Genomic DNA, 17,425 nt, shown 5'->3' with positions numbered 1-17,425 from the left:
TTATGGACGATACAGTCCATAATGGAGGAACTGAAGTGAAGAGCAACGCAGAGATCGTTCGCGAGGCATACCGGCTGGCGGAAGGGAACATCCTCGACGGACAGGGGTTCCGCACCTTGTTCACCGAGGACGGAACGTTCAACGACCTGCCGAACTCGCTGACCTTCCGCGGCGACCAGATTCCTCAGGCACTGGCAGGCCTCGCGAGCGCATTCCCTGACATCCACCGTGAGCTTCTGGAGGTGCACGCGATCGGCGATGTCGTCGCCGTGGAACTCCGAATCCAGGGAACCCATCTCGGCGGGTTCCCGACTCCGATCGGCGAGATCCCCCCAACCGGTAACCGCATCGACGTACCGACGGCAGACCTCTGGTATCTCCGTGAGGGAAAGATCGAAACCTTCAACTGCTACAACGCGGCGAACGTGTGGCTTGCCCAGCTCGGGGCCGACCCCGACTTCGAGTCAGCAATCGAGGCCGCGAAGACAGCCGCCACAGGTGGGTAACCGTGCGCGACTCCTGGACCGATCACCAGGCCGGTGCGCACCGCCTGATCGCCCCGCTCTCGTTCCGGGAGGGCGTTGAGAGCGCTACGCCTTACACGAGACGCGATGGCCGGTCAGTCACCGCCGACGCAGGCCGTCCAGCACGATGTGCAGGGGCCGGTGCGCCCGCCGGTCCCATTCGCCCTCGTCCAGCCGCGAGAGGTAGCCGATCAGGAGGATGACGTCGCCGGCGTCGGCGTCGTCGCGGATCTGCCCGGCGGCCTTGCCCGCGTCGAGCAGCACAGTGATCGCGTCGCCGATCGGGCCGAGACTGTGGTTCGTGAGCTCCCGCCAGACCGACGCCTCGACCGCCGCGAGCACCCCGCGCTTCACGCGCGCGTACTCGGCGACGCGATCGAACCATCGGGCGAGGGCGTCGACGGGCTCGGCCGACTCCAGGAGTCGCGGGGCGAGAGCGACCAGCTCGTCGACCTCCTGCCGGTAGACCTCGACCAGCAGCGCCTCCCGCGTCGGGAAGTGCCGGTAGAGCGTGCCCTGCCCGACACCGGCCTCCTTGGCGATCGCGTTCAGCCGGAGCTCGGTGGTGTCCGACGCCGCGATCTCCCGGCGGGCCACCTCGACGATCCGGGCACGGTTCTCCACCGCGTCCTTACGGGCGGTCTTGACCATGAGCTCCCAGCCTCTCGACAAACGGACACGTGTCCGTTAACGTCCTTGGAAACGGACACGTGTCCACTATATCGTCGAGGAGCACCACGGACATGACTGACACCATCACGGGAATCCAGGGCAAGGTCGTCGCGATCACGGGCGCGAGCAGCGGTATCGGCGAGGCCACCGCACTCCTGCTCGCCGAGCGCGGGGCGAGCGTGGTCCTGGGCGCGCGACGTACGGACCGCCTGGACGGCACCGTCCGCCGCATCCGGAAGGACGGGGGCCGCGCGACCGCCCGGGCCGTCGACGTGACGCGCCGCGAGGACCTGGACGGACTGGTCCAGCAGGCCGCCGACGAGTTCGGCCGGCTCGACGTCCTGGTCAGCAATGCGGGCATCGCGCGGCTCGGCCCGGTGGCGGACATCGACGTCGACGGCTGGCAGGCGATGATCGACGTGAACCTGAACGGCGTGCTGAACGGGCTGGCCGCGGCGCTGCCGGTGTTCCGCCGACAGGGCGAGGGACACCTCGTGACGACCGTCTCGACGTCGGGCCTGCAGATCGTGCCGACCCAGGCCGTCTACGCCGCCACGAAGAACGCGGTACGGACCTTGCTCGAGGGCCTGCGCAAGGAGTCCACGGACGGGGTGCTGCGCACCACCTCGGTCTCGCCCGGCTACGTGCGTACCGAGCTGATCGACTCCATGGACATGTCGCCGGAGATCCGCCAGGAGGTGCAGCGCAACATGGCCGCGGTCGGCATCGACCCGGCCGCGGTCGCCCGGACCATCGCGTTCGCCATCGAGCAACCGCGGGACGTCGAGATCGGCGAGATCGTCGTGCGACCCGCCCGGCAGGGCTGATGCGAACCGTCCCGTCCGGACGGTTCGCATCAGTCAGCCACGGGATCAGAGGATCGCGCGGAGGAACTCCTGGGTCCGGTCGTGCGCCGGCGACGTGAAGATCGTCTCCGGGTCGGCCTCCTCGATGATCTTTCCGCCGTCGAACATCAGCACCCGGTTGGAGACCTCCCGGGCGAACTGCATCTCGTGCGTGACGATCAGCATGGTGATGTCGGTGGTCTCGGCGATGTTCCGGAGCACTCCCAGCACGTCGGCGACGAGCTCCGGGTCCAGGGCCGACGTCACCTCGTCGAGCAGCAGGATCTCCGGCTCCATGGCGCACGCTCGCGCGATGGCCACCCGCTGCTGCTGCCCACCGGACAGCTGCGTGGTGCGGGCATCGCGCTTGTCGGCCAGGCCGACCTTCTCCAGGAGGTCCTCGGCCTTGGCGACCGCCTCGGCCCTGGACTTTCCCAGCACGTGGATCGGTGCCTCGATGATGTTCTCCAGCACCGTCATGTTGGGGAACAGGTTGAACTGCTGGAACACCATCCCGACCCGGCGCCGCACGAGACTGCGCCGCTTCTCCGGGATGGCCACCCGCTTGCCACCGCGCATCTCGTGCGTGTACGGGTCGCCGTCGATGTGGATGAGGCCCTCGTTCGCCTCCTCCAGCGTCATGAGCAGGCGCAGGATCGTCGTCTTGCCGGAGCCCGAGGGACCGATCAGGGTGACCCGGTCCCCCTGGGCGACCGTGAAGTCCAGACCGTCGAGAACGACGTTGTCGCCGAAGCGCTTGACGACCCCCTTGAACTCGATGGCGGGGACGGTGTCGTCATTCTCAGGCAAGGCGGTTCTCCAATCGGCGGACGAGCAGCGAGGTCGGGTAGCTCACCAGCAGGAAGAGCAGGCCGGCCAACGTCATCGCCTCCATGTAGCGGAAGGTCCCGCCGCCGTACTGCTGCGCGGCCGTGTACATCTCGACCACGAAGATGGCGAACAGGAACGGCGTCTCCTTGAACATGGAGATCGCGTAGTTACCCAGGCCCGGCAGCGTGTTGCGGATCGCCTGCGGCAGCACGACGGCGCCCCAGGTGCGCGACCGCGGGAGGTCGAGCGCGACGGCTGCCTCCCACTGTCCCTTCGGTACCGCGTCGATCCCGGCGCGGTACACCTCGGACATGTACGTCGCGTAGTGGATGCCGAGCACCACACAGCCGATAGCCAGCGACGGGAACTGCGCGAACAGCAGGTTCGCGAAGACGAGCTGCACCAGCAGCGGCGTGGAGCGGATGAACTCGACCAGGAAGCCGACGGGGAAGGTGATGACCCGTACGCCGGAACGTCGGACGATGGCGACGACCAGCCCCAGGATCGAGGCGATGATCATGCCGACCACGGTCGCGAGAACGGTGATCTGCAGGCCTTCGAGCAGTTTGGGAAGCACCGCCACGGCGTGCCCCCAGTTCCAGACCTCGGTCTCACTCATCTCGGCCACCTCCCTTCGGCGTCGGCGGCAGCTGGCTGGTCACCATCGGAGCCGGGGTTCCGGCGCCGACGTCGGCCCTGGTCTGTGCGGGCGCGAGACGCAAGACCTCGCGCAGCGACGGCCCCGCGCCCAGCCGGTTCTTCGCCCGCACCTCGAGGGCGTTCATGCCGAGCGTGAGCAGGTAGGCGACCGCGAAGTAGCAGAGCAGACCGATCGTGAACGAGAAGATCGTGTCCGACGTGCGCTGGCGCAGCTCGCCGGTGAAGAAGTTGAGGTCCTGCAGGGAGATGTACGCCGCCAGGGCGGATCCCTTGACCAGCTGGATCAGCAGGTTGGTGAACATCGGGATCATCAGCGGCCACGCCTGGGGCATGATCACCCGGCGCATGCGGTGCACAGGGCCCAGGTCGAGTGCGACGGCCGCCTCCCACTGCCCCTTGGCGACGGAGTTGATCGAGCCGCGCACCACCTCGGAGGCGTAGGCCCCGTAGTTGAGCCCGAGCGCGATGATGCCGCAGGCCAGCGGGTCCAGCTCGATGTAGAACGGGGGAAGCGGCAGAACGTAGTACATCCAGAAGATCTGCACCACGAGGGACGTGCCGCGGAAGAACTCCACGACCACCCGGGACGGCACGCGTGCCCACCTGGTGCGGGCGCGCGAGCCGAATCCCAGCGTGAAGGCGATGAACAGCGCGAGCACTGCTCCACCCAGCGTCAGCTGGAGCGTGACGAGCACGCCGTTGCCGAGCTGGGGGAGCAGTTCCGCGAGCTGTTGGAAGTTGTCTGACACGTGCTCGGTCAGCCGTCCAGGCCGAGCTCCGGAGCCAGCTCCGTGGCCAGCGACTCGAGGTCACCCTCGCAGAGCTTCTCGGTGGTCAGGCCCTCCACGGGACGCTCGGCCGCGGTGAAGCCGAACGGCCCCACGATCTCGAGCCAGCGCTCCTCGTCCGAGACGATCTCCGCGAGCTTCTCGTTGTAGGCGTCACGTAGCTCCTCCTCGCCCTGGGGGAAGGTCTGGGCACCCGCACCGATCTGCGGAACACCGTCGATGACGGCCACGAACGAGTCCGTCACCTCGACGGCAGCATCGGTCTTCTCCGCCAGGGTGTTCAGCGAGATGGCCGTGAGGGCGAACGCGTCGGCACGACCGGAGGTGACGGCGTCCAGGCCGTCCTGCGCGGCGCCGACCTCGATCTTCTCGATCCCGAGATCGTCGGCGTAGCCGGACTCGATGGCGCCGCTGAGCACCGCCAGCTTGACCCCGGCCTCCTCGGCGGACTGCATGTCCGTCAGATCGTCCGGGTTGCCCTCCGGCACCATGAACGCGGTGGTGTACATGATCTCGGGCTCGGAGAACAGGGCCTGCTCGCACCGCTCGGGCAGGATGGACATGCCCGCGCTGACGGCGTCGTACCGGCCGGCGGTCAGGCCGGGGATGAGCGAGTTCCACTCGGTCTGGACGCCCTCGACGTTCTCGACGCCGAGCGCGCCGAAGATCTCCCGGTCCAGGGCGATGGTGGCGCCGGTGAGGTCGCCGCCGTCCTCGTAGCTGTAGGGCTCCTCGCCGTTGAACGCGACGGTCACGGAGCCGTCCTGCTGCAGCCGCTCGAGCGTGGAGGCTCCGTCTTCACCGCCGGCCCCTGGAGCTGTGGACGTGCACGCGGCCAACGCCACCAGGGTGAGTACGGACCCTGCGGCGAGCGCGGTTCGACGAAGCGGGCGAACGCTTGATCTAGACATGGTTCCCTTCACGCCACCCGGCGCGTACGGCAAAGCCTGGGTGGGCTGGTGTTCACGGACGCATGGCACCGTAGCGCGATACCGACGATCAGACAATCCAGCGATCGACATTAGGATTGTCTACAATCTCTAAGTTCACCCGTCCGACGCCGCCCCGGACACCGCCGTCGCCGCCAAGCCGCCCGCGCACCGGGGATGATGTCGTCATCGACGTGCGCTCACGGAAGGAGCACCGATGTCCCACCCGTCACGGGCCACCCTGACGACCGCCCCGTCCTTCTCCCGGGTGACGCGTCCTTCGACCGTCGACCTGATCCAGACGGAGCTGCGCAACGCGGTCTACGCGGGCGTGCTCACCGTCGGCTCGCCGATCCGGGAGGTCGAGGTGGCGAACCAGCTCGGCGTGAGCCGCGGGCCGCTGCGCGAGGCCGCCCAGCGGCTGGTCCAGGAGGGTCTGCTCGTCGCGACGCCGGGACGCGGCATGCGGGTGGCGACCATCGGCAGGGACCGGCTCCCCGCCCTCTACGAGGCACGCAAGTCGGTCGAGACGACGGCGGCGCGGCTGCTCGTGCGGTCCGGCGCCGACTCGGCGATCGCCGGCGTCCGCCACGCCCACGACGAGCTGGTCGCCGCCGACCGCACCGGGGACGCCCGGCAGGTGGGCGGCGCCGACCTCAACCTGCACTGGACGCTCGTCGCCGCGGCCGGCAACCCGTGGCTGACCCGGTGGATGACGACGCTCATCGTCGAGGTGCGGATGGCGACCTTCTCGGTGAGCGACGAGTACGCGGTGCGCAAGGACACCGCCGGCGCGCACGCCGTCATCGTCGAACGGCTCGAGGCACGGGACGAGGAGGGCCTGGTCACCTGCCTCACCACGATGCTGGACGGCGCCGTGGCACGGCTGCTAGGCCGGGACGAGGAACCCGTCGAGACACTCGAGGAACAGGCTGGCGCGCCCGAGATCACGCTGGGGCCGATCGACGCTCCCGACGGGCTCTAGGACCACAAACGGTAAAGGCCGGGGCTCGGCTCACTCGATGCCACCCCTCCTGGGCAACAAGATTTGTTACCCATCCGTAACGTCGGCGCCCGAGGCTCGCTCCGGGGGAAGCGACAGGTCCCCGGAATCTCGCGGCTGCGAGGCGGTTCCGCCTTCATCGGCCGCACCCTCCCGCGCGCCACCGCAACAAGCCAGTCACGGCATCTTCATGGGGTCGCAATGTGCAATCGCCACGCAAGTTCGTTACGGTCGATTTGTCATGCAGAACCTCGAAGAGGAACTCAAACACATCCATCCGACCGAAACCACGGTGGCGTTGAGGGAGCCCACGGTCACCGACGGAGCAGCGATGTGGCGTCTCGCACGCGACTCCAAGACGCTGGACCTCAACTCGTCCTACGCGTATCTCCTCTGGGCACGTGACTTCGCCCGGACCTCGGTGGTCGTGACCGTGGACGGCGAGCCCGCCGGGTTCGTCACCGGGTACGTCCGGCCCGACGAGCCGACCACGCTGATGGTCTGGCAGGTGGCCGTCGACCACGCCTACCGCGGGCAGCGGCTGGCCTCCCGGATGCTCACGCACCTCGCGGAGCAGCATCCCGGGTGCACGCACGTGGAGACCACCATCACCTCGGACAACACGGCGTCGATCGCCCTGTTCATGTCCTTCGCGTCGGCTCAGGGTGCGCCCGTCGACGTGCGGGCCATCTTTCCCAGTGAGGTGTTCCCGGACGGCCACGACGCGGAGCTCGTCTTCCGCATCGGGCCACTTTCCTGACCTGTCCGGGTCGATCCCCCTCAGCACCACATACCCATCGAACAACCAAAGCCGCGTCCAGTCGACAAGATCGGACCGCGGAAGGAGCCATGCGCCCAGACACCGCCATGCCCACTGACCCATCTACGACGCACACCCGGACGAACGTCTTCGAGGAGCTCGAGTCACAGGTACGCAGCTACTGCCGCAGCTGGCCCGAGACGTTCACGACTGCCGCGGGAAGCACCCTGCAGGCCGAGAACGGGCGTAGCTATCTCGACTTCTTCGCCGGAGCGGGTGCCCTGAACTACGGGCACAACCATCCGGTGCTGCTCGAGGCGCTGGTCGACTACCTGCGCAGCGGCGGGATAGTGCACTCGCTGGACATGCACACCGCGGCGAAACGGGATTTCCTGACGACGTTCCGGGACCGGATCCTGGTGCCTCGTGACCTCGACTACAAGGTGATGTTCCCCGGGCCCACCGGGACCAACTCGGTCGAGAGCGCGCTCAAGCTCGCGCGGAAGGTGACCGGCCGCCAGCACATCCTGTCGTTCACCAACGCCTTCCACGGCATGACGCTCGGCGCACTGTCGGTGACCGGGAACTCGATGAAACGCAACGGCGCGGGCCTGCCGCTCACCAACAGCTCGAAGATCCCGTACGACGACTACTTCTCCGGTGCCACGGAGGACTTCCTGTGGCTCGAACGGGTGCTGAGCGACAGCGGCTCCGGCGTCGACAAGCCCGCGGCGATCATCGTGGAGTCGGTGCAGGGTGAGGGCGGCCTCAGCGCCGCGCGCCCCGAGTGGCTGCGGGCGCTGTCCGAGCTGTGCCGCGCGCACGAGATCCTGCTGATCCTGGACGACGTTCAGGCCGGCTGCGGGCGCACGGGTGAGTTCTTCAGCTTCGAGCAGTCCGGCATCGTCCCCGACATCGTCTGCCTGTCCAAGTCGATCTCCGGCTTCGGCCTGTCCATGGCGCTCACGCTCATCCGGCCGGAGCTGGACCAGTGGGAGCCGGGCGAGCACAACGGCACGTTCCGTGGCCAGAACACATCGTTCGTCACGGGCACCGCCGCGCTGAACGAGTTCTGGTCGGACGACGCCTTCGCCGAGGGTGTCCGGGAGCGCGCAGCCGAGCTGCACGACGGCCTGGCCCAGATCGCGAGCGGCTACGCGGGCGCCGTCGTCAAGGGCCGCGGGTTCCTGTCCGGGATCAAGTTCCAGGACGCCTCCGCGGCCTCGAAGATCGCCGCGGCGTCCTACGAGCGCGGACTTCTCGTCGAGACGTCCGGGCCCGAGGACGAGGTGCTCAAGACCATGCCCGCCCTGACCATCAGCTCCGACGAGCTGCGCTCCGGCGTGGACATCATCGCCGCCGCAGCCGCCGAGGTGCTCGGCGCACCGGTCATGCAGGAGGCCACGCCGGACGCCGGCATACAGGGCGGGAACCACCACCGAGAGACGGACCGCCGAGGAGAGGAAGACAAGTGATCGTCACACGGATCGCCGACCTGGACGGCACCGACCGCGACGTGCGGTCGGAGACCTGGCGTAGCCGCAGGCTCGTCCTCGCCAAGGAAGGCGCGGGCTTCTCGTTCCACGAGACCACCATGTATGCCGGGACCGTGACCGAGATGTGGTACGCCAACCACGTCGAGGCCGTGTACTGCGTGGGCGGTACCGGACAGCTCGAGAACCGGGAGACCGGCGAGGTGCACGAGATCTCGGACGGCACGATGTACCTGCTGGACGGCAACGAGAAGCACACCATGCGCCCCACGACGGACATGCGGCTGATCTGTACGTTCAACCCGCCCGTCACGGGCCGGGAGGTGCACGACGCCGACGGCGTCTACCCGCTCATCACGCACGAGACCGCACAGGAGGAGGCTGCCGTATGACGACGGACACCACCAGCAAGGACCTGTACCCCACCCGTGTCGAAGGCGACGCCTCCGAGATCCCGCGCCAGGACAAGGTGGTGTGGGGCAGCGCGGCCGACGGCCCGCTGGGCCAGGACGAACTGGACGGCTTCGACCGGACCGGCTACCTCGCATTCGAGGACCTGGTCACGCCGGACGAGGTGCAGGAGTTTCGTGCGGAGCTGCAGCGGCTCTCCACCGACCCCGAGGTCCGAGCCGACGAGCGCACGATCATCGAAGGCACCTCGCAGCAGGTGCGGACCATCTTCGAGGTGCACAGGACCAGCGAGATCTTCGCGCGGATCGCACGCGACCCCAGGGTGGTGGGGCGGGCCCGGCAGATCCTCGGCTCCGACGTCTACATCCACCAGAGCCGCGTCAATCTCAAGCCCGGCTTCGGTGGCGGCGACTTCGCCTGGCACTCGGACTTCGAGACGTGGCACGCCGAGGACGGCCTGCCACGGATGCGGACGGTCAGCATCTCGATCTCGCTGACCGACAACTACTCGTTCAACGGCCCGCTGATGATCATGCCCGGCACGCACAAGACCTACGTGTCCTGCACCGGCCGGACGCCGAACGACAACTACAAGTCGTCACTGGTGATGCAGAACGCCGGCACCCCGGATGAGGACATCCTCACCCGCATGGCCAGCTCGCACGGCATCGACGTTCTCGCCGGCAAGGCCGGCAGCGCGATCATGTTCGACTGCAACTGCATGCACGGCTCCAACGGCAACATCTCGCCGTTCCCCCGATCGAACATCTTCCTGGTCTACAACAGTGTCGAGAACACCGCGGTCGAGCCGTTCGCAGCGCAGAAGGCTCGACCGGCCTTCCTCGGGAGCCGGGACTTCACACCGGTCAGCTGAGGCAGCGCCGAAAGACAAGGCCGCTGACCTGGTCGTTCACCAGGTCAGCGGCCTCCATCACCGATGGATCAGCCGGACTTGCGGCGGAACATCTTCTGCACGGGGCCGGTCGTCTCCGAGCCGTGCACCGCGCCGGTGTTCACATCGCCCGCGGAGGTCCGGCTCCGAGCCGCGTTCTTGCGGTCCAGAGCCTCCTTGAACTTCGCCTTCGCGTCCGTGCTCGGCGCTGTCGCGACCTTGGGCTCTTCAACACCCTTGGTCTCGGCCACCTCGGCATTGGGCTTCTCGTCCGTCACACCGATCACCTCCTCTTGTTCCGGGGGTCCCTCGATCGGGTCCGTCGTCGGCCCCAGCCTGCACCACGGCGCAGCCGGGTGCCAACATTTTTGGATTTCACCTGGGCGAGCGCGGCCGACGACGGCGCGCCGGGCCGGGCCGGCTCCTATGCCTGAGCGGCGGCGGCCCGCTCGGCGCGCTCCGCGCGGAGCGAGGTGATCGCGCTCTCGAAGTCCTCGAGCGAGTCGAACGCCTGGTAGACGCTCGCGAACCGGAGGTAGGCGACCTCGTCGAGCTCGCGCAGGGGGCCGAGGATGGCGAGACCCACCTCGTACGCGTCGATCTCCGCGCTGCCGTTGCTCCGCAGGGTCTCCTCGACCCGCTGGGCCAGGATCGCCAGGTCGTCGTCGCTCACCGGACGCCCCTGGCACGCCTTGCGCACACCCGCGGCGACCTTGTCGCGGCTGAACGGCTCGGTGGCGCCGGAGCGCTTGACCACGGACAGGCTCGCGGTCTCCACGGTGGTGAACCGCCGGTTGCAGTTCGGGCACTGCCGCCGCCGCCGGATCGACAGGCCGTCGTCGGCAGTCCGCGAGTCCACCACGCGCGAGTCGGCGTGGCGACAGAACGGGCAGTGCATGCTCACTCCTGCGTGGTCGACCATCGACCGGAGGCCTCCGGTCGCGCCCCGACCGTAAGCGGGCAAACCACCCCCTTGCAACATAGCCGCAACATTCGTCGGTGAATCGACGCCTTCGGTCACTCCTTGGGCAGGAGCAACAGCTCCCCGACGCGCACGCTGCCGGTCGACATCCCGTTCAGCTCCTGCAGCCTGCCGACCGCGTGCCGCACGTCCTCGCCGGGCCTCGCGACCTCCTGGGCGAAGCCCCAGAGCGTCTCGCCCGGCTGCACCGCATGCACCCGGACCTCGGTGGGCTCCCCCGGGGAGCTGGCGACCGCCGTCGCCCCCCACGTGACCATCGGTGCGACCAGCAGCATGGCGAGCAGCACGAGGACCACGCGGCCGCGCCGGGTGAGCCGCAGGCCGGCCAGGCCCAGCCGGTCGGCGAGCGTGCGCCCCTCCGCCGGGGTGTACGCACGAACCGCAGCCGGTCCGGCCGCCGGTGCGTACGCCCGGCCATACGACGGCGCATACGCCTGTTCATACGTCGGGGTGTACTGCCGCAGCGGGATCACGTCCCCCATGGCCCCTCCTCGAAGTGTGCAGAGCTTCTGTCGTTCATACAAGCGTTCGTCGAACGCCCGTACCATTGTGTAGCACGGGACACCGTCCATGTCGAGACACGCTCGAACATTCGTTTGAGCCGAGCGCGTTTGTGACCTAGAGTGGGTAGCGCACAGGAGAACATTTGTCGGAACGGGAGGGGCACGGGCATGACGGGACGGGACGGGACCAGCGACACGAGAGCCGTCGACACGGCAGCCTCCGGCGTCGCCACGCTGGACACGCCAGCCGACAAGGCGGTCGCTGACGTGCACACGATCTCGCCGACAGACCGCCTCACCGAACGGCAGCGCCTCGTGCTGGACACGATCCGGCAGTCGTTCGAGACGCGCGGCTATCCGCCGTCGATGCGCGAGATCGGCGAGGCCGTCGGGCTGGCCAGCCCGTCGAGCGTCAAGCACCAGCTCCAGATGCTCGAGAAGAAGGGCTTCCTGCGCCGCGACCCCAACCGGCCGCGCGCCATGGAGCTCGTGGAGCCGATGGCCGAGCAGGTCGACAAGCCGACGCGCGGCGAGATCCACTGGCCCGAGCCGCGCCGCAGCGGCCAGGTCCACTGGGGTGGCTCCGTGCCCGACGACGCCAGCACTCCCCCGCCGTCGTACGTGCCGCTCGTGGGCCGGATCGCGGCCGGTGGCCCCATCCTTGCCGAGCAGGTCGTCGAGGACGTGTTCCCGCTCCCCCGCCAGCTGGTGGGCGACGGCGAGCTGTTCCTCCTCAAGGTCGCCGGCGACTCGATGGTCGACGCCGCGATCTGCGACGGCGACTGGGTGGTCGTGCGGCAGCAGAACGTCGCGGAGCAGGGCGAGATCGTCGCCGCCATGATCGACGGCGAGGCCACGGTCAAGACGTTCAAGCAGACCGACGGTCACGTGCTGCTGCTGCCGCAGAACCCGGCCTACGAGCCGATTCCCGGCGATGAGGCCCAGATCCTCGGCCGCGTGGTCGCGGTGCTGCGGTCCCTGTAGCCGGTAGGGCGTCCAAGGACGACGAGAACGGGGTTGTGTTCCGATGCCGATCCGGCAGGAACACAACCCCGTTCTCGTCGTCCTTGGGGCCGTACGGCCGCTGCGTCAGAAGCCGAAGCGCTTCTGGACCGCGCGCACGCTCTCCGCCGAGGCGCGAAGGCCCGCCAGCTCGTCGTCGGACATCGGCACCCGCACGTTGGCCGTGACACCCCGCCGGTCCACGAGCGACGGCACGGACAGACACACGTCGCTGATGCCGTGGTAGTCGTCCAGCAGCGAGGACACCGGCATGATCCGGCCCTCGTCGTTGAGCACCGCCTCGATGATGCGGGTAGCAGCCAGGCCGACGGCGTAGTTGGTCGCCCCCTTGCCGGAGATGATCCGGTACGCGGAGTCGACCACCTCGCGGTGCACCTCCGTACGCACCGCGACGTCGAGCGGCTGCTTGCCGCCCAGGGGCTCCCAGTCGAGCAGCGGCACGCCGCCGATCGAGGCCGAGCTCCACAGCGCTATCTCCGAGTCGCCGTGCTCTCCGGCGATGTACGCGTGCACGTTCCCCACCGCCACGCCGCAGCGCTCGGCGAGCACCACGCGGAGCCGGGAGGAGTCCAGGACCGTGCCGCTGCCGAACATCCGCTCGCGCGGCAGGCCGGAGATCTTGAGCGCCGCGTAGGTCACGACGTCCACCGGGTTGGTCACCATGACGTACGTGGCGTCCGGCGCGACGTCGACCAGACCGGGCAGGATGTCGCGCATCAGGCCGATCGTTCCCTCGGCGAGGTCGATCCGGGTCTGCCCTGGCTTCTGCTTCGCCCCCGCGGTCACGACCACGACGTCAGCTCCCGCGCAGACGCCGACGTCGTCCGAGCCGATCACCTGCGCCTGGGGCGTGAACATGAGGCCGTGCTGGAGGTCGAGCACCTCGGCCTCGACCTTCGCCCGGTTCACGTCGTGCAGGGCGATGGTCCGCGCCGAGCCCCGCGCGAGCGCGGCGAACGCCAGCGTGGAGCCCACCGCGCCCGCGCCCACCACAGCGATCTTGGTGGTGCGGGTGCCGGAGGACCGGTCGGCCGGGATGTCCGAAAGGGCTGCCATGCTCCCCAGACTAGGTGTCGAGCCGGACTAGGTGTCGAGCCTCGCCAGCGCGGCGCGCACCAGTGCTGGGTCGGTGGTCGGCCAGAACCCCGGCATCGAACGAGTGAGGAACGATGCGTAGCGGGCCGTCGCGAGGCGCGGGTCGAGGACCGCCACCACTCCCCTGTCGTCCATGCTCCGCACGAGGCGCCCGGCCCCCTGTGCGAGCAGCAGTGCCGCGTGCTGCGCGGACACCGCCATGAACCCGTTGCCGCCTGCCTGCTCCACTGCCTTGGCGCGTGCCGCCTTGACCGGGTCGTCGGGGCGCGGGAACGGGATGCGGTCGATCAGCACGAGCTGGCACGACGGACCCGGCACGTCCACGCCCTGCCACAGGGACAGCGTGCCGAACAGGCATGCCTCCGGATCCTCGGCGAACTCGCGCACGAGCGTGGGCAGCTGGTCGTCACCCTGCGCCAGGATCGGGAGGTCGAGCCGCTCGCGCATGGCCTCGGCCGCGGCGTTCGCGGCGCGACGCGAGGAGAAGAGCCCGAGCGTGCGGCCGCCGGCGGCGGTGATCAGCTCCGCGATCTCGTCGAGCTGCGCCTCCGTCGTCGGCTCGCGGCCGGGCGCCGGGAGGTGCCGCGCGATGTACAGGATGCCCTGGCGCGGGTAGTCGAACGGGCTGCCGGCGTCGAGACCCTGCCACGGCGGGGCATCCTCGCCCTTGAGGCCGAGCGTGCCGGCCACCGCGTCGAACGTGCCGCCCAGCGCCAGCGTGGCCGACGTGAAGACGCCCGTCGCCTCGCCCAGCAGGTGCATCCGGATCAGACCAGCCACGTGCAGCGGCGCCGCGTGCAGCCGGGTCACGTTGTCGGCGAACCCGCCCCAGTTGTTGTCAGGGCGTGAGCACCACAGCACGTCGGCGGTCGTGTCCTGGAACGACATGCGTTCCGCCGTCTCGAAGAGCTGCAGCATGGCGCCCTGCGCCATCTTCAGGCCGGGTTCGGGCTGGCCCGGAGCCTGTCCCTTGCTACCGCTCGCCTCCGGCTTGAGCGTGCTCAGCACCTCGCGGGCGGCGTCGCGCACCGCGGCCACCGCCAGGCGCAGCTCGTCGGGCAGACCGTTCGGGAACCGTTCGGCGGGGGCCGTCACCAGCAGCGTCCCCAGCGCCTGGGCCGCGGCGTCCAGCGCATCGGTGTTGGTGCCCGCGTGCCGCCGTGCCAGGCGTGCCGCGCTCTCCACCGAGGCCATGGACAGGTCCACGGTCGCCGAGGACGTGACCCGGTCCGTGAGCTCGTGCGCCTCGTCCACCACCACGACGTCGTGCTCCGGCAGGATGCCGGGGCTACCGGTGGCCGCGATGCCGAGCATCGCGTGGTTGGTCACCACCACGTCGGCCTCCCGGGAGGTGGCCCGAGCCTTGTCGGGGAAGCACTCGGCGAGCATCGGGCACTTGCCGCCCAGGCACTCCATGGCGGTCACCGAGACCTGGCGCCACGCCCGGTCCGGCACGCCCGGCACGAGGTCGTCGCGGTCGCCCGACTCCGTCTCGTTCGCCCACTCGTGCAGACGGCGGACGTGGTCGGCGAGCGTGGCGCCGTCGTCCCTGCGCCGGCCGCGAGCGCCGCCGGAAGCCGCGGGCTCCTCGGTGCGCGGGTGGTCCTCGCCGCCGGGCAGGTCGAACAGGGTGGGCTCGTCGGCGGGGTACCCGCCCCCGGCCTTGTGCACGCAGAGGTAGTTGTGCCAGCCCTTGAGCAGTGCGATCTTCGGTTCGCGCGGGAGCTGCGGTGTCACGGCCTTGGCCACGAGCGGCAGGTCGCGCGTGATGACCTGGCGCTGGAGGGCGAGCGTCGCCGTCGAGATGATGACCTTGCTCTCGGCGGCGACCGCGTGCCGGACGGCGGGCACCAGGTAGCCGAGCGACTTTCCGGTGCCGGTACCCGCCTGGACGAGCAGGTGCTCGCCCTTCTCGATGGCCTCGCCGACGGCCACGGCCATGCGGTGCTGGCCGTCCCGGCGCCCGCCGCCCAGCTCACCGACGGCGAGGTCGAGAAGCTCCTCGACCTCGGGGATGTCGGTACTTGCGGGGGGCGCGTCGGAAAGGCTGGTCACGCACTCGATCCTAGGCCGGACCACCGACATGCACCCCATCTCGTCCACAGGTGCCGGCGGCCGGCCGAAGGGTTATCCCTTGACCGCGCCGCCCAGTCCGGCGCCGCTGAGGAAGAGGCGCTGGAAGGCGAGGAAGAGGGCGATCGGCAGCACCGTGGAGATCGCGAGCGCCGCGAGGAACACGTCGAGCTCGAGGTACGGGGCGATGGCGGGCAGCCGGACGGAGAGCGGCTGGTGGGCCGGGTCCGGGAGGACCAGCAGGGGCCAGAGGTAGTCCTTCCAGGCGGCGATGACGGCGAACACCGAGACGACGCCGAGGATGGGCTTCGACATCGGTAGCACGATGCTCCACAGCAGCCGGAAGGGTCCGGCGCCGTCGACCCGGGCGGCCTCGAAGATCTCGCGCGGGAGGCCGTCGAAGAAGCGTTTGACGAGCAGCACGTTGAACGCGCTGGCGCCCATGGGCAGCCAGACCGCCCAGAACGTGTTGAGCAGGCTGATGTGGACGATCGGCACGTCGAGGATGGTCAGGTACAGCGGGACGAGGAGCACGACGGACGGCACGAAGAGCGTCGCGAGCACGAGAGAGAAGATGACGTTGCCGTACCTGGGCCGTAGCACCGACAGCACGTAGCCGCCGGTGGTGGCGACGAGGATCTGGAAGAACCAGGCCCCCAGCGCCACGATCAGCGTGTTGACGAAGTAGTGGTCGATCTCGGCCCGGTTCCACGCCGTGGTGAGGTTGGCCCAGTCGATCCCGGTGGGGAACATCCCGAGCGGCTGGCGCAGGGTCTCTTGGGTGGGGGTGACGGCGGCCTTCGCGAGCCAGAGGATCGGCCCGAGCCCGAAGACGACCAGGGTGACCAGCAGTCCGCCCTGCAGGACGCCGAGAGAGGTGCGTACGCTCGGCCGGCGCCGGTCGTGCGTCGAGACGATGCCGCGTTCGATGGTGGCTGCCATGTCAGCTGCTCCAGGGTCGGGTCACGCGGAAGTACACCGCGGAGAGGACTGCCAGGACGCCCGCGAGCATGAGGCTCAGGGCGGTCGCGGCTCCGTAGTTGCCGCCGAGGCTGCTCCCGAACGCGTAGTCGTAGATCAGCATCAGGATGGTGAGGGTCGCGTTGTTGGGGCCGCCCCCGGTGAAGAGGAACGGTTCGAGGAACACCTGTGAGGTGCCGATGATCTGCAGGATCAGCGTGATGAAGAGGACGCCGCGCAGCTGCGGCAGCGTCACGTGCCAGATCTTGCGCCAGACGCCCGCGCCGTCGACCTCCGCGGCCTCGTAGAGCTCGGTCCGCACCCCGACGAGCGCGGCGAGGTAGATGATCACCGTCCCGCCCGCCGCGGCCCAGGTCGCCTCGAGGACCAGGGAGGGCATGGCGCTGCCGGCGTCCTGGAGCCAGGGGTAGGGGCCGAGCCCCACCCAGCCGGCGATGGTGTTGAAGACGCCGGTGTCGGAGGCGTCGTAGAAGAACTTCCACAGCAGCACCGCCACGACGGGCGGCACGACGACGGGCAGGTAGGCCAGCGCGGAGAAGAGGCCCCGCATCCGCCGTACCTCGCTCATCAGTACCGCGGCGGCCAGCGGCAGCGGGTACCCGAAGACGAGCGCGAGCAGCGCGAACCACAGCGTGTTCCGGACGGCCTTGCCCAGCAGGGGGTCCTGCAGCACGAACACGAAGTTGTCGAGCCCCACGTACACGGGAGCCGTGACGAGGTTCGTCTCCTGGACGCTCATGACGAGCGCGCGGCCGATGGGAAACCAAGAGAAGACGCCGAACACGAGGATCATGGGCAGGGCGATGATCAGGGTGCTCAGACCGCCCTCGCGCAGCCAGTCCTTGGGCGTGCGGCGTCGGGTGCGGCGCGCCGCGGTGGACGACGGCGGTGGTGCCTGCGCCGCTACCGGGCGCGGGCTGGAGATGGTGGTCAACGTGGATCCTCCTCGTCGATGGTCCG

At 69.2% G+C, this 17,425-nt stretch carries 20 protein-coding genes; 8 read left to right on the top strand and 12 right to left on the bottom strand.

Annotated features, from left to right (window positions below; translation table 11 throughout):
* Nucleotides 1–35: 35 nt before the first annotated feature.
* Nucleotides 36–506: an ester cyclase gene (locus ACQEVI_RS21335; RefSeq protein WP_432902468.1), complete on the top strand. Its 471-nt coding sequence runs from the start codon at nt 36–38 to the stop codon at nt 504–506.
* 117 nt (nt 507–623) lie between these two features.
* On the opposite strand, the gene ACQEVI_RS21330 is transcribed toward ACQEVI_RS21335, so the two are convergent.
* Nucleotides 624–1,175: a TetR/AcrR family transcriptional regulator gene (locus tag ACQEVI_RS21330; RefSeq protein WP_432902466.1), complete on the bottom strand. Its 552-nt coding sequence runs from the start codon at nt 1,173–1,175 to the stop codon at nt 624–626.
* 92 nt (nt 1,176–1,267) lie between these two features.
* Between ACQEVI_RS21330 and ACQEVI_RS21325 the strand changes: the two genes are divergently transcribed.
* On the top strand, nt 1,268–2,023 hold the full coding sequence (locus ACQEVI_RS21325) for an SDR family oxidoreductase (RefSeq protein WP_432902464.1): 756 nt from the start codon (nt 1,268–1,270) through the stop codon (nt 2,021–2,023).
* Between the two features lie 45 nt (nt 2,024–2,068).
* Here ACQEVI_RS21325 and ehuA read toward each other — a convergent pair whose 3' ends face one another.
* Genes ehuA through ehuB form a run of 4 tightly spaced genes read right to left on the bottom strand, consistent with a single transcriptional unit; the run spans nt 2,069 to nt 5,231 of the window.
* Nucleotides 2,069–2,851, bottom strand: coding sequence for an ectoine/hydroxyectoine ABC transporter ATP-binding protein EhuA (ehuA, locus tag ACQEVI_RS21320; protein ID WP_432902462.1), 783 nt, complete (start codon nt 2,849–2,851; stop codon nt 2,069–2,071).
* The gene (ehuD, locus tag ACQEVI_RS21315) at nt 2,844–3,491 is read right to left on the bottom strand and encodes an ectoine/hydroxyectoine ABC transporter permease subunit EhuD (protein WP_432902460.1); all 648 of its coding nucleotides are present in this window, start codon (nt 3,489–3,491) and stop codon (nt 2,844–2,846) included. Before ehuD ends, ehuA begins: the two co-directional genes overlap by 8 nt.
* On the bottom strand, nt 3,484–4,281 hold the full coding sequence (gene ehuC, locus ACQEVI_RS21310) for an ectoine/hydroxyectoine ABC transporter permease subunit EhuC (RefSeq protein ID WP_432902458.1): 798 nt from the start codon (nt 4,279–4,281) through the stop codon (nt 3,484–3,486). Before ehuC ends, ehuD begins: the two co-directional genes overlap by 8 nt.
* 8 nt (nt 4,282–4,289) lie before the next feature.
* Complete coding sequence (gene ehuB, locus ACQEVI_RS21305; protein ID WP_432902456.1) at nt 4,290–5,231, bottom strand: ectoine/hydroxyectoine ABC transporter substrate-binding protein EhuB; 942 nt, start codon at nt 5,229–5,231, stop codon at nt 4,290–4,292.
* Nucleotides 5,232–5,466: 235 nt separating this feature from the next.
* On the opposite strand from ehuB, the gene ACQEVI_RS21300 reads away from it, so the two are divergent.
* The 5 genes from ACQEVI_RS21300 (at nt 5,467) to thpD (ending at nt 9,790) form a co-directional block, all read left to right on the top strand.
* Complete coding sequence (locus ACQEVI_RS21300; protein ID WP_432902454.1) at nt 5,467–6,234, top strand: GntR family transcriptional regulator; 768 nt, start codon at nt 5,467–5,469, stop codon at nt 6,232–6,234.
* 349 nt (nt 6,235–6,583) lie between these two features.
* Nucleotides 6,584–7,012, top strand: coding sequence for a diaminobutyrate acetyltransferase (gene ectA / locus ACQEVI_RS21295; protein WP_432902453.1), 429 nt, complete (start codon nt 6,584–6,586; stop codon nt 7,010–7,012).
* Nucleotides 7,013–7,101: 89 nt separating this feature from the next.
* The gene (gene ectB, locus ACQEVI_RS21290; RefSeq protein ID WP_432902451.1) at nt 7,102–8,487 is read left to right on the top strand and encodes a diaminobutyrate--2-oxoglutarate transaminase; all 1,386 of its coding nucleotides are present in this window, start codon (nt 7,102–7,104) and stop codon (nt 8,485–8,487) included.
* Nucleotides 8,484–8,897: an ectoine synthase gene (locus ACQEVI_RS21285; protein ID WP_432902450.1), complete on the top strand. Its 414-nt coding sequence runs from the start codon at nt 8,484–8,486 to the stop codon at nt 8,895–8,897. The genes ectB and ACQEVI_RS21285 overlap by 4 nt, the downstream gene beginning before the upstream one ends.
* On the top strand, nt 8,894–9,790 hold the full coding sequence (gene thpD / locus ACQEVI_RS21280) for an ectoine hydroxylase (RefSeq protein WP_432902448.1): 897 nt from the start codon (nt 8,894–8,896) through the stop codon (nt 9,788–9,790). The genes ACQEVI_RS21285 and thpD overlap by 4 nt, the downstream gene beginning before the upstream one ends.
* A 68-nt stretch (nt 9,791–9,858) precedes the next feature.
* Here the strand turns inward: thpD and ACQEVI_RS21275 are convergent, their stop codons facing one another.
* The 3 genes from ACQEVI_RS21275 to ACQEVI_RS21265 form a co-directional block, all read right to left on the bottom strand.
* Entirely contained in the window at nt 9,859–10,086 is a 228-nt protein-coding gene (locus tag ACQEVI_RS21275; protein ID WP_432902446.1) for a DUF5302 domain-containing protein, read from the bottom strand.
* 146 nt (nt 10,087–10,232) lie between these two features.
* Nucleotides 10,233–10,706, bottom strand: a complete 474-nt coding sequence (gene nrdR / locus ACQEVI_RS21270) for a transcriptional regulator NrdR (RefSeq protein ID WP_432902444.1) — start codon at nt 10,704–10,706, stop codon at nt 10,233–10,235.
* A gap of 119 nt (nt 10,707–10,825) precedes the next feature.
* Entirely contained in the window at nt 10,826–11,272 is a 447-nt protein-coding gene (locus tag ACQEVI_RS21265; protein WP_432902442.1) for a LysM peptidoglycan-binding domain-containing protein, read from the bottom strand.
* A 189-nt stretch (nt 11,273–11,461) separates the two neighbouring features.
* Between ACQEVI_RS21265 and lexA the strand changes: the two genes are divergently transcribed.
* Nucleotides 11,462–12,277, top strand: a complete 816-nt coding sequence (gene lexA / locus ACQEVI_RS21260) for a transcriptional repressor LexA (protein ID WP_377136844.1) — start codon at nt 11,462–11,464, stop codon at nt 12,275–12,277.
* Nucleotides 12,278–12,382: 105 nt separating this feature from the next.
* Here the strand turns inward: lexA and ACQEVI_RS21255 are convergent, their stop codons facing one another.
* From ACQEVI_RS21255 to ACQEVI_RS21240, 4 genes are all read right to left on the bottom strand, one after another.
* Nucleotides 12,383–13,372 (bottom strand): L-lactate dehydrogenase, encoded by a 990-nt coding sequence (locus ACQEVI_RS21255; RefSeq protein ID WP_432902440.1) that lies wholly within the window; start codon nt 13,370–13,372, stop codon nt 12,383–12,385.
* Nucleotides 13,373–13,399: 27 nt separating this feature from the next.
* A complete protein-coding gene (locus ACQEVI_RS21250; protein WP_432902438.1) occupies nt 13,400–15,466 on the bottom strand; it encodes an ATP-dependent DNA helicase in 2,067 nt (688 codons plus the stop codon).
* A 72-nt stretch (nt 15,467–15,538) separates the two neighbouring features.
* The gene (locus ACQEVI_RS21245) at nt 15,539–16,426 is read right to left on the bottom strand and encodes a carbohydrate ABC transporter permease (RefSeq protein WP_432902437.1); all 888 of its coding nucleotides are present in this window, start codon (nt 16,424–16,426) and stop codon (nt 15,539–15,541) included.
* Between the two features lies 1 nt (nt 16,427).
* The gene (locus ACQEVI_RS21240) at nt 16,428–17,399 is read right to left on the bottom strand and encodes a carbohydrate ABC transporter permease (RefSeq protein WP_432902436.1); all 972 of its coding nucleotides are present in this window, start codon (nt 17,397–17,399) and stop codon (nt 16,428–16,430) included.
* Nucleotides 17,400–17,425: the final 26 nt, after the last annotated feature.

This window comes from Promicromonospora sp. CA-289599 (assembly GCF_050936155.1).
Lineage (GTDB): Bacteria > Actinomycetota > Actinomycetes > Actinomycetales > Cellulomonadaceae > Promicromonospora.
Note: the sequence above shows the minus strand (reverse complement) of the source record. Positions and strands in the feature narration are given on the sequence as shown.

What these genes read in the sequence shown, in the direction of transcription:
- ACQEVI_RS21255 (WP_432902440.1), bottom strand. Translation starts at nt 13,372, where the DNA reads ATGGCAGCCCTTTCGGACATCCCGGCCGACCGGTCCTCCGGCACCCGC.
- ACQEVI_RS21265 (WP_432902442.1), bottom strand. Translation starts at nt 11,272, where the DNA reads ATGGGGGACGTGATCCCGCTGCGGCAGTACACCCCGACGTATGAACAG.
- ehuB (WP_432902456.1), bottom strand. Translation starts at nt 5,231, where the DNA reads ATGTCTAGATCAAGCGTTCGCCCGCTTCGTCGAACCGCGCTCGCCGCA.
- ACQEVI_RS21245 (WP_432902437.1), bottom strand. Translation starts at nt 16,426, where the DNA reads ATGGCAGCCACCATCGAACGCGGCATCGTCTCGACGCACGACCGGCGC.
- ACQEVI_RS21325 (WP_432902464.1), top strand. Translation starts at nt 1,268, where the DNA reads ATGACTGACACCATCACGGGAATCCAGGGCAAGGTCGTCGCGATCACG.
- ACQEVI_RS21330 (WP_432902466.1), bottom strand. Translation starts at nt 1,175, where the DNA reads ATGGTCAAGACCGCCCGTAAGGACGCGGTGGAGAACCGTGCCCGGATC.
- ectA (WP_432902453.1), top strand. Translation starts at nt 6,584, where the DNA reads ATGTGGCGTCTCGCACGCGACTCCAAGACGCTGGACCTCAACTCGTCC.
- lexA (WP_377136844.1), top strand. Translation starts at nt 11,462, where the DNA reads ATGACGGGACGGGACGGGACCAGCGACACGAGAGCCGTCGACACGGCA.
- ACQEVI_RS21300 (WP_432902454.1), top strand. Translation starts at nt 5,467, where the DNA reads ATGTCCCACCCGTCACGGGCCACCCTGACGACCGCCCCGTCCTTCTCC.
- nrdR (WP_432902444.1), bottom strand. Translation starts at nt 10,706, where the DNA reads ATGCACTGCCCGTTCTGTCGCCACGCCGACTCGCGCGTGGTGGACTCG.
- ectB (WP_432902451.1), top strand. Translation starts at nt 7,102, where the DNA reads ATGCGCCCAGACACCGCCATGCCCACTGACCCATCTACGACGCACACC.
- thpD (WP_432902448.1), top strand. Translation starts at nt 8,894, where the DNA reads ATGACGACGGACACCACCAGCAAGGACCTGTACCCCACCCGTGTCGAA.
- ehuD (WP_432902460.1), bottom strand. Translation starts at nt 3,491, where the DNA reads ATGAGTGAGACCGAGGTCTGGAACTGGGGGCACGCCGTGGCGGTGCTT.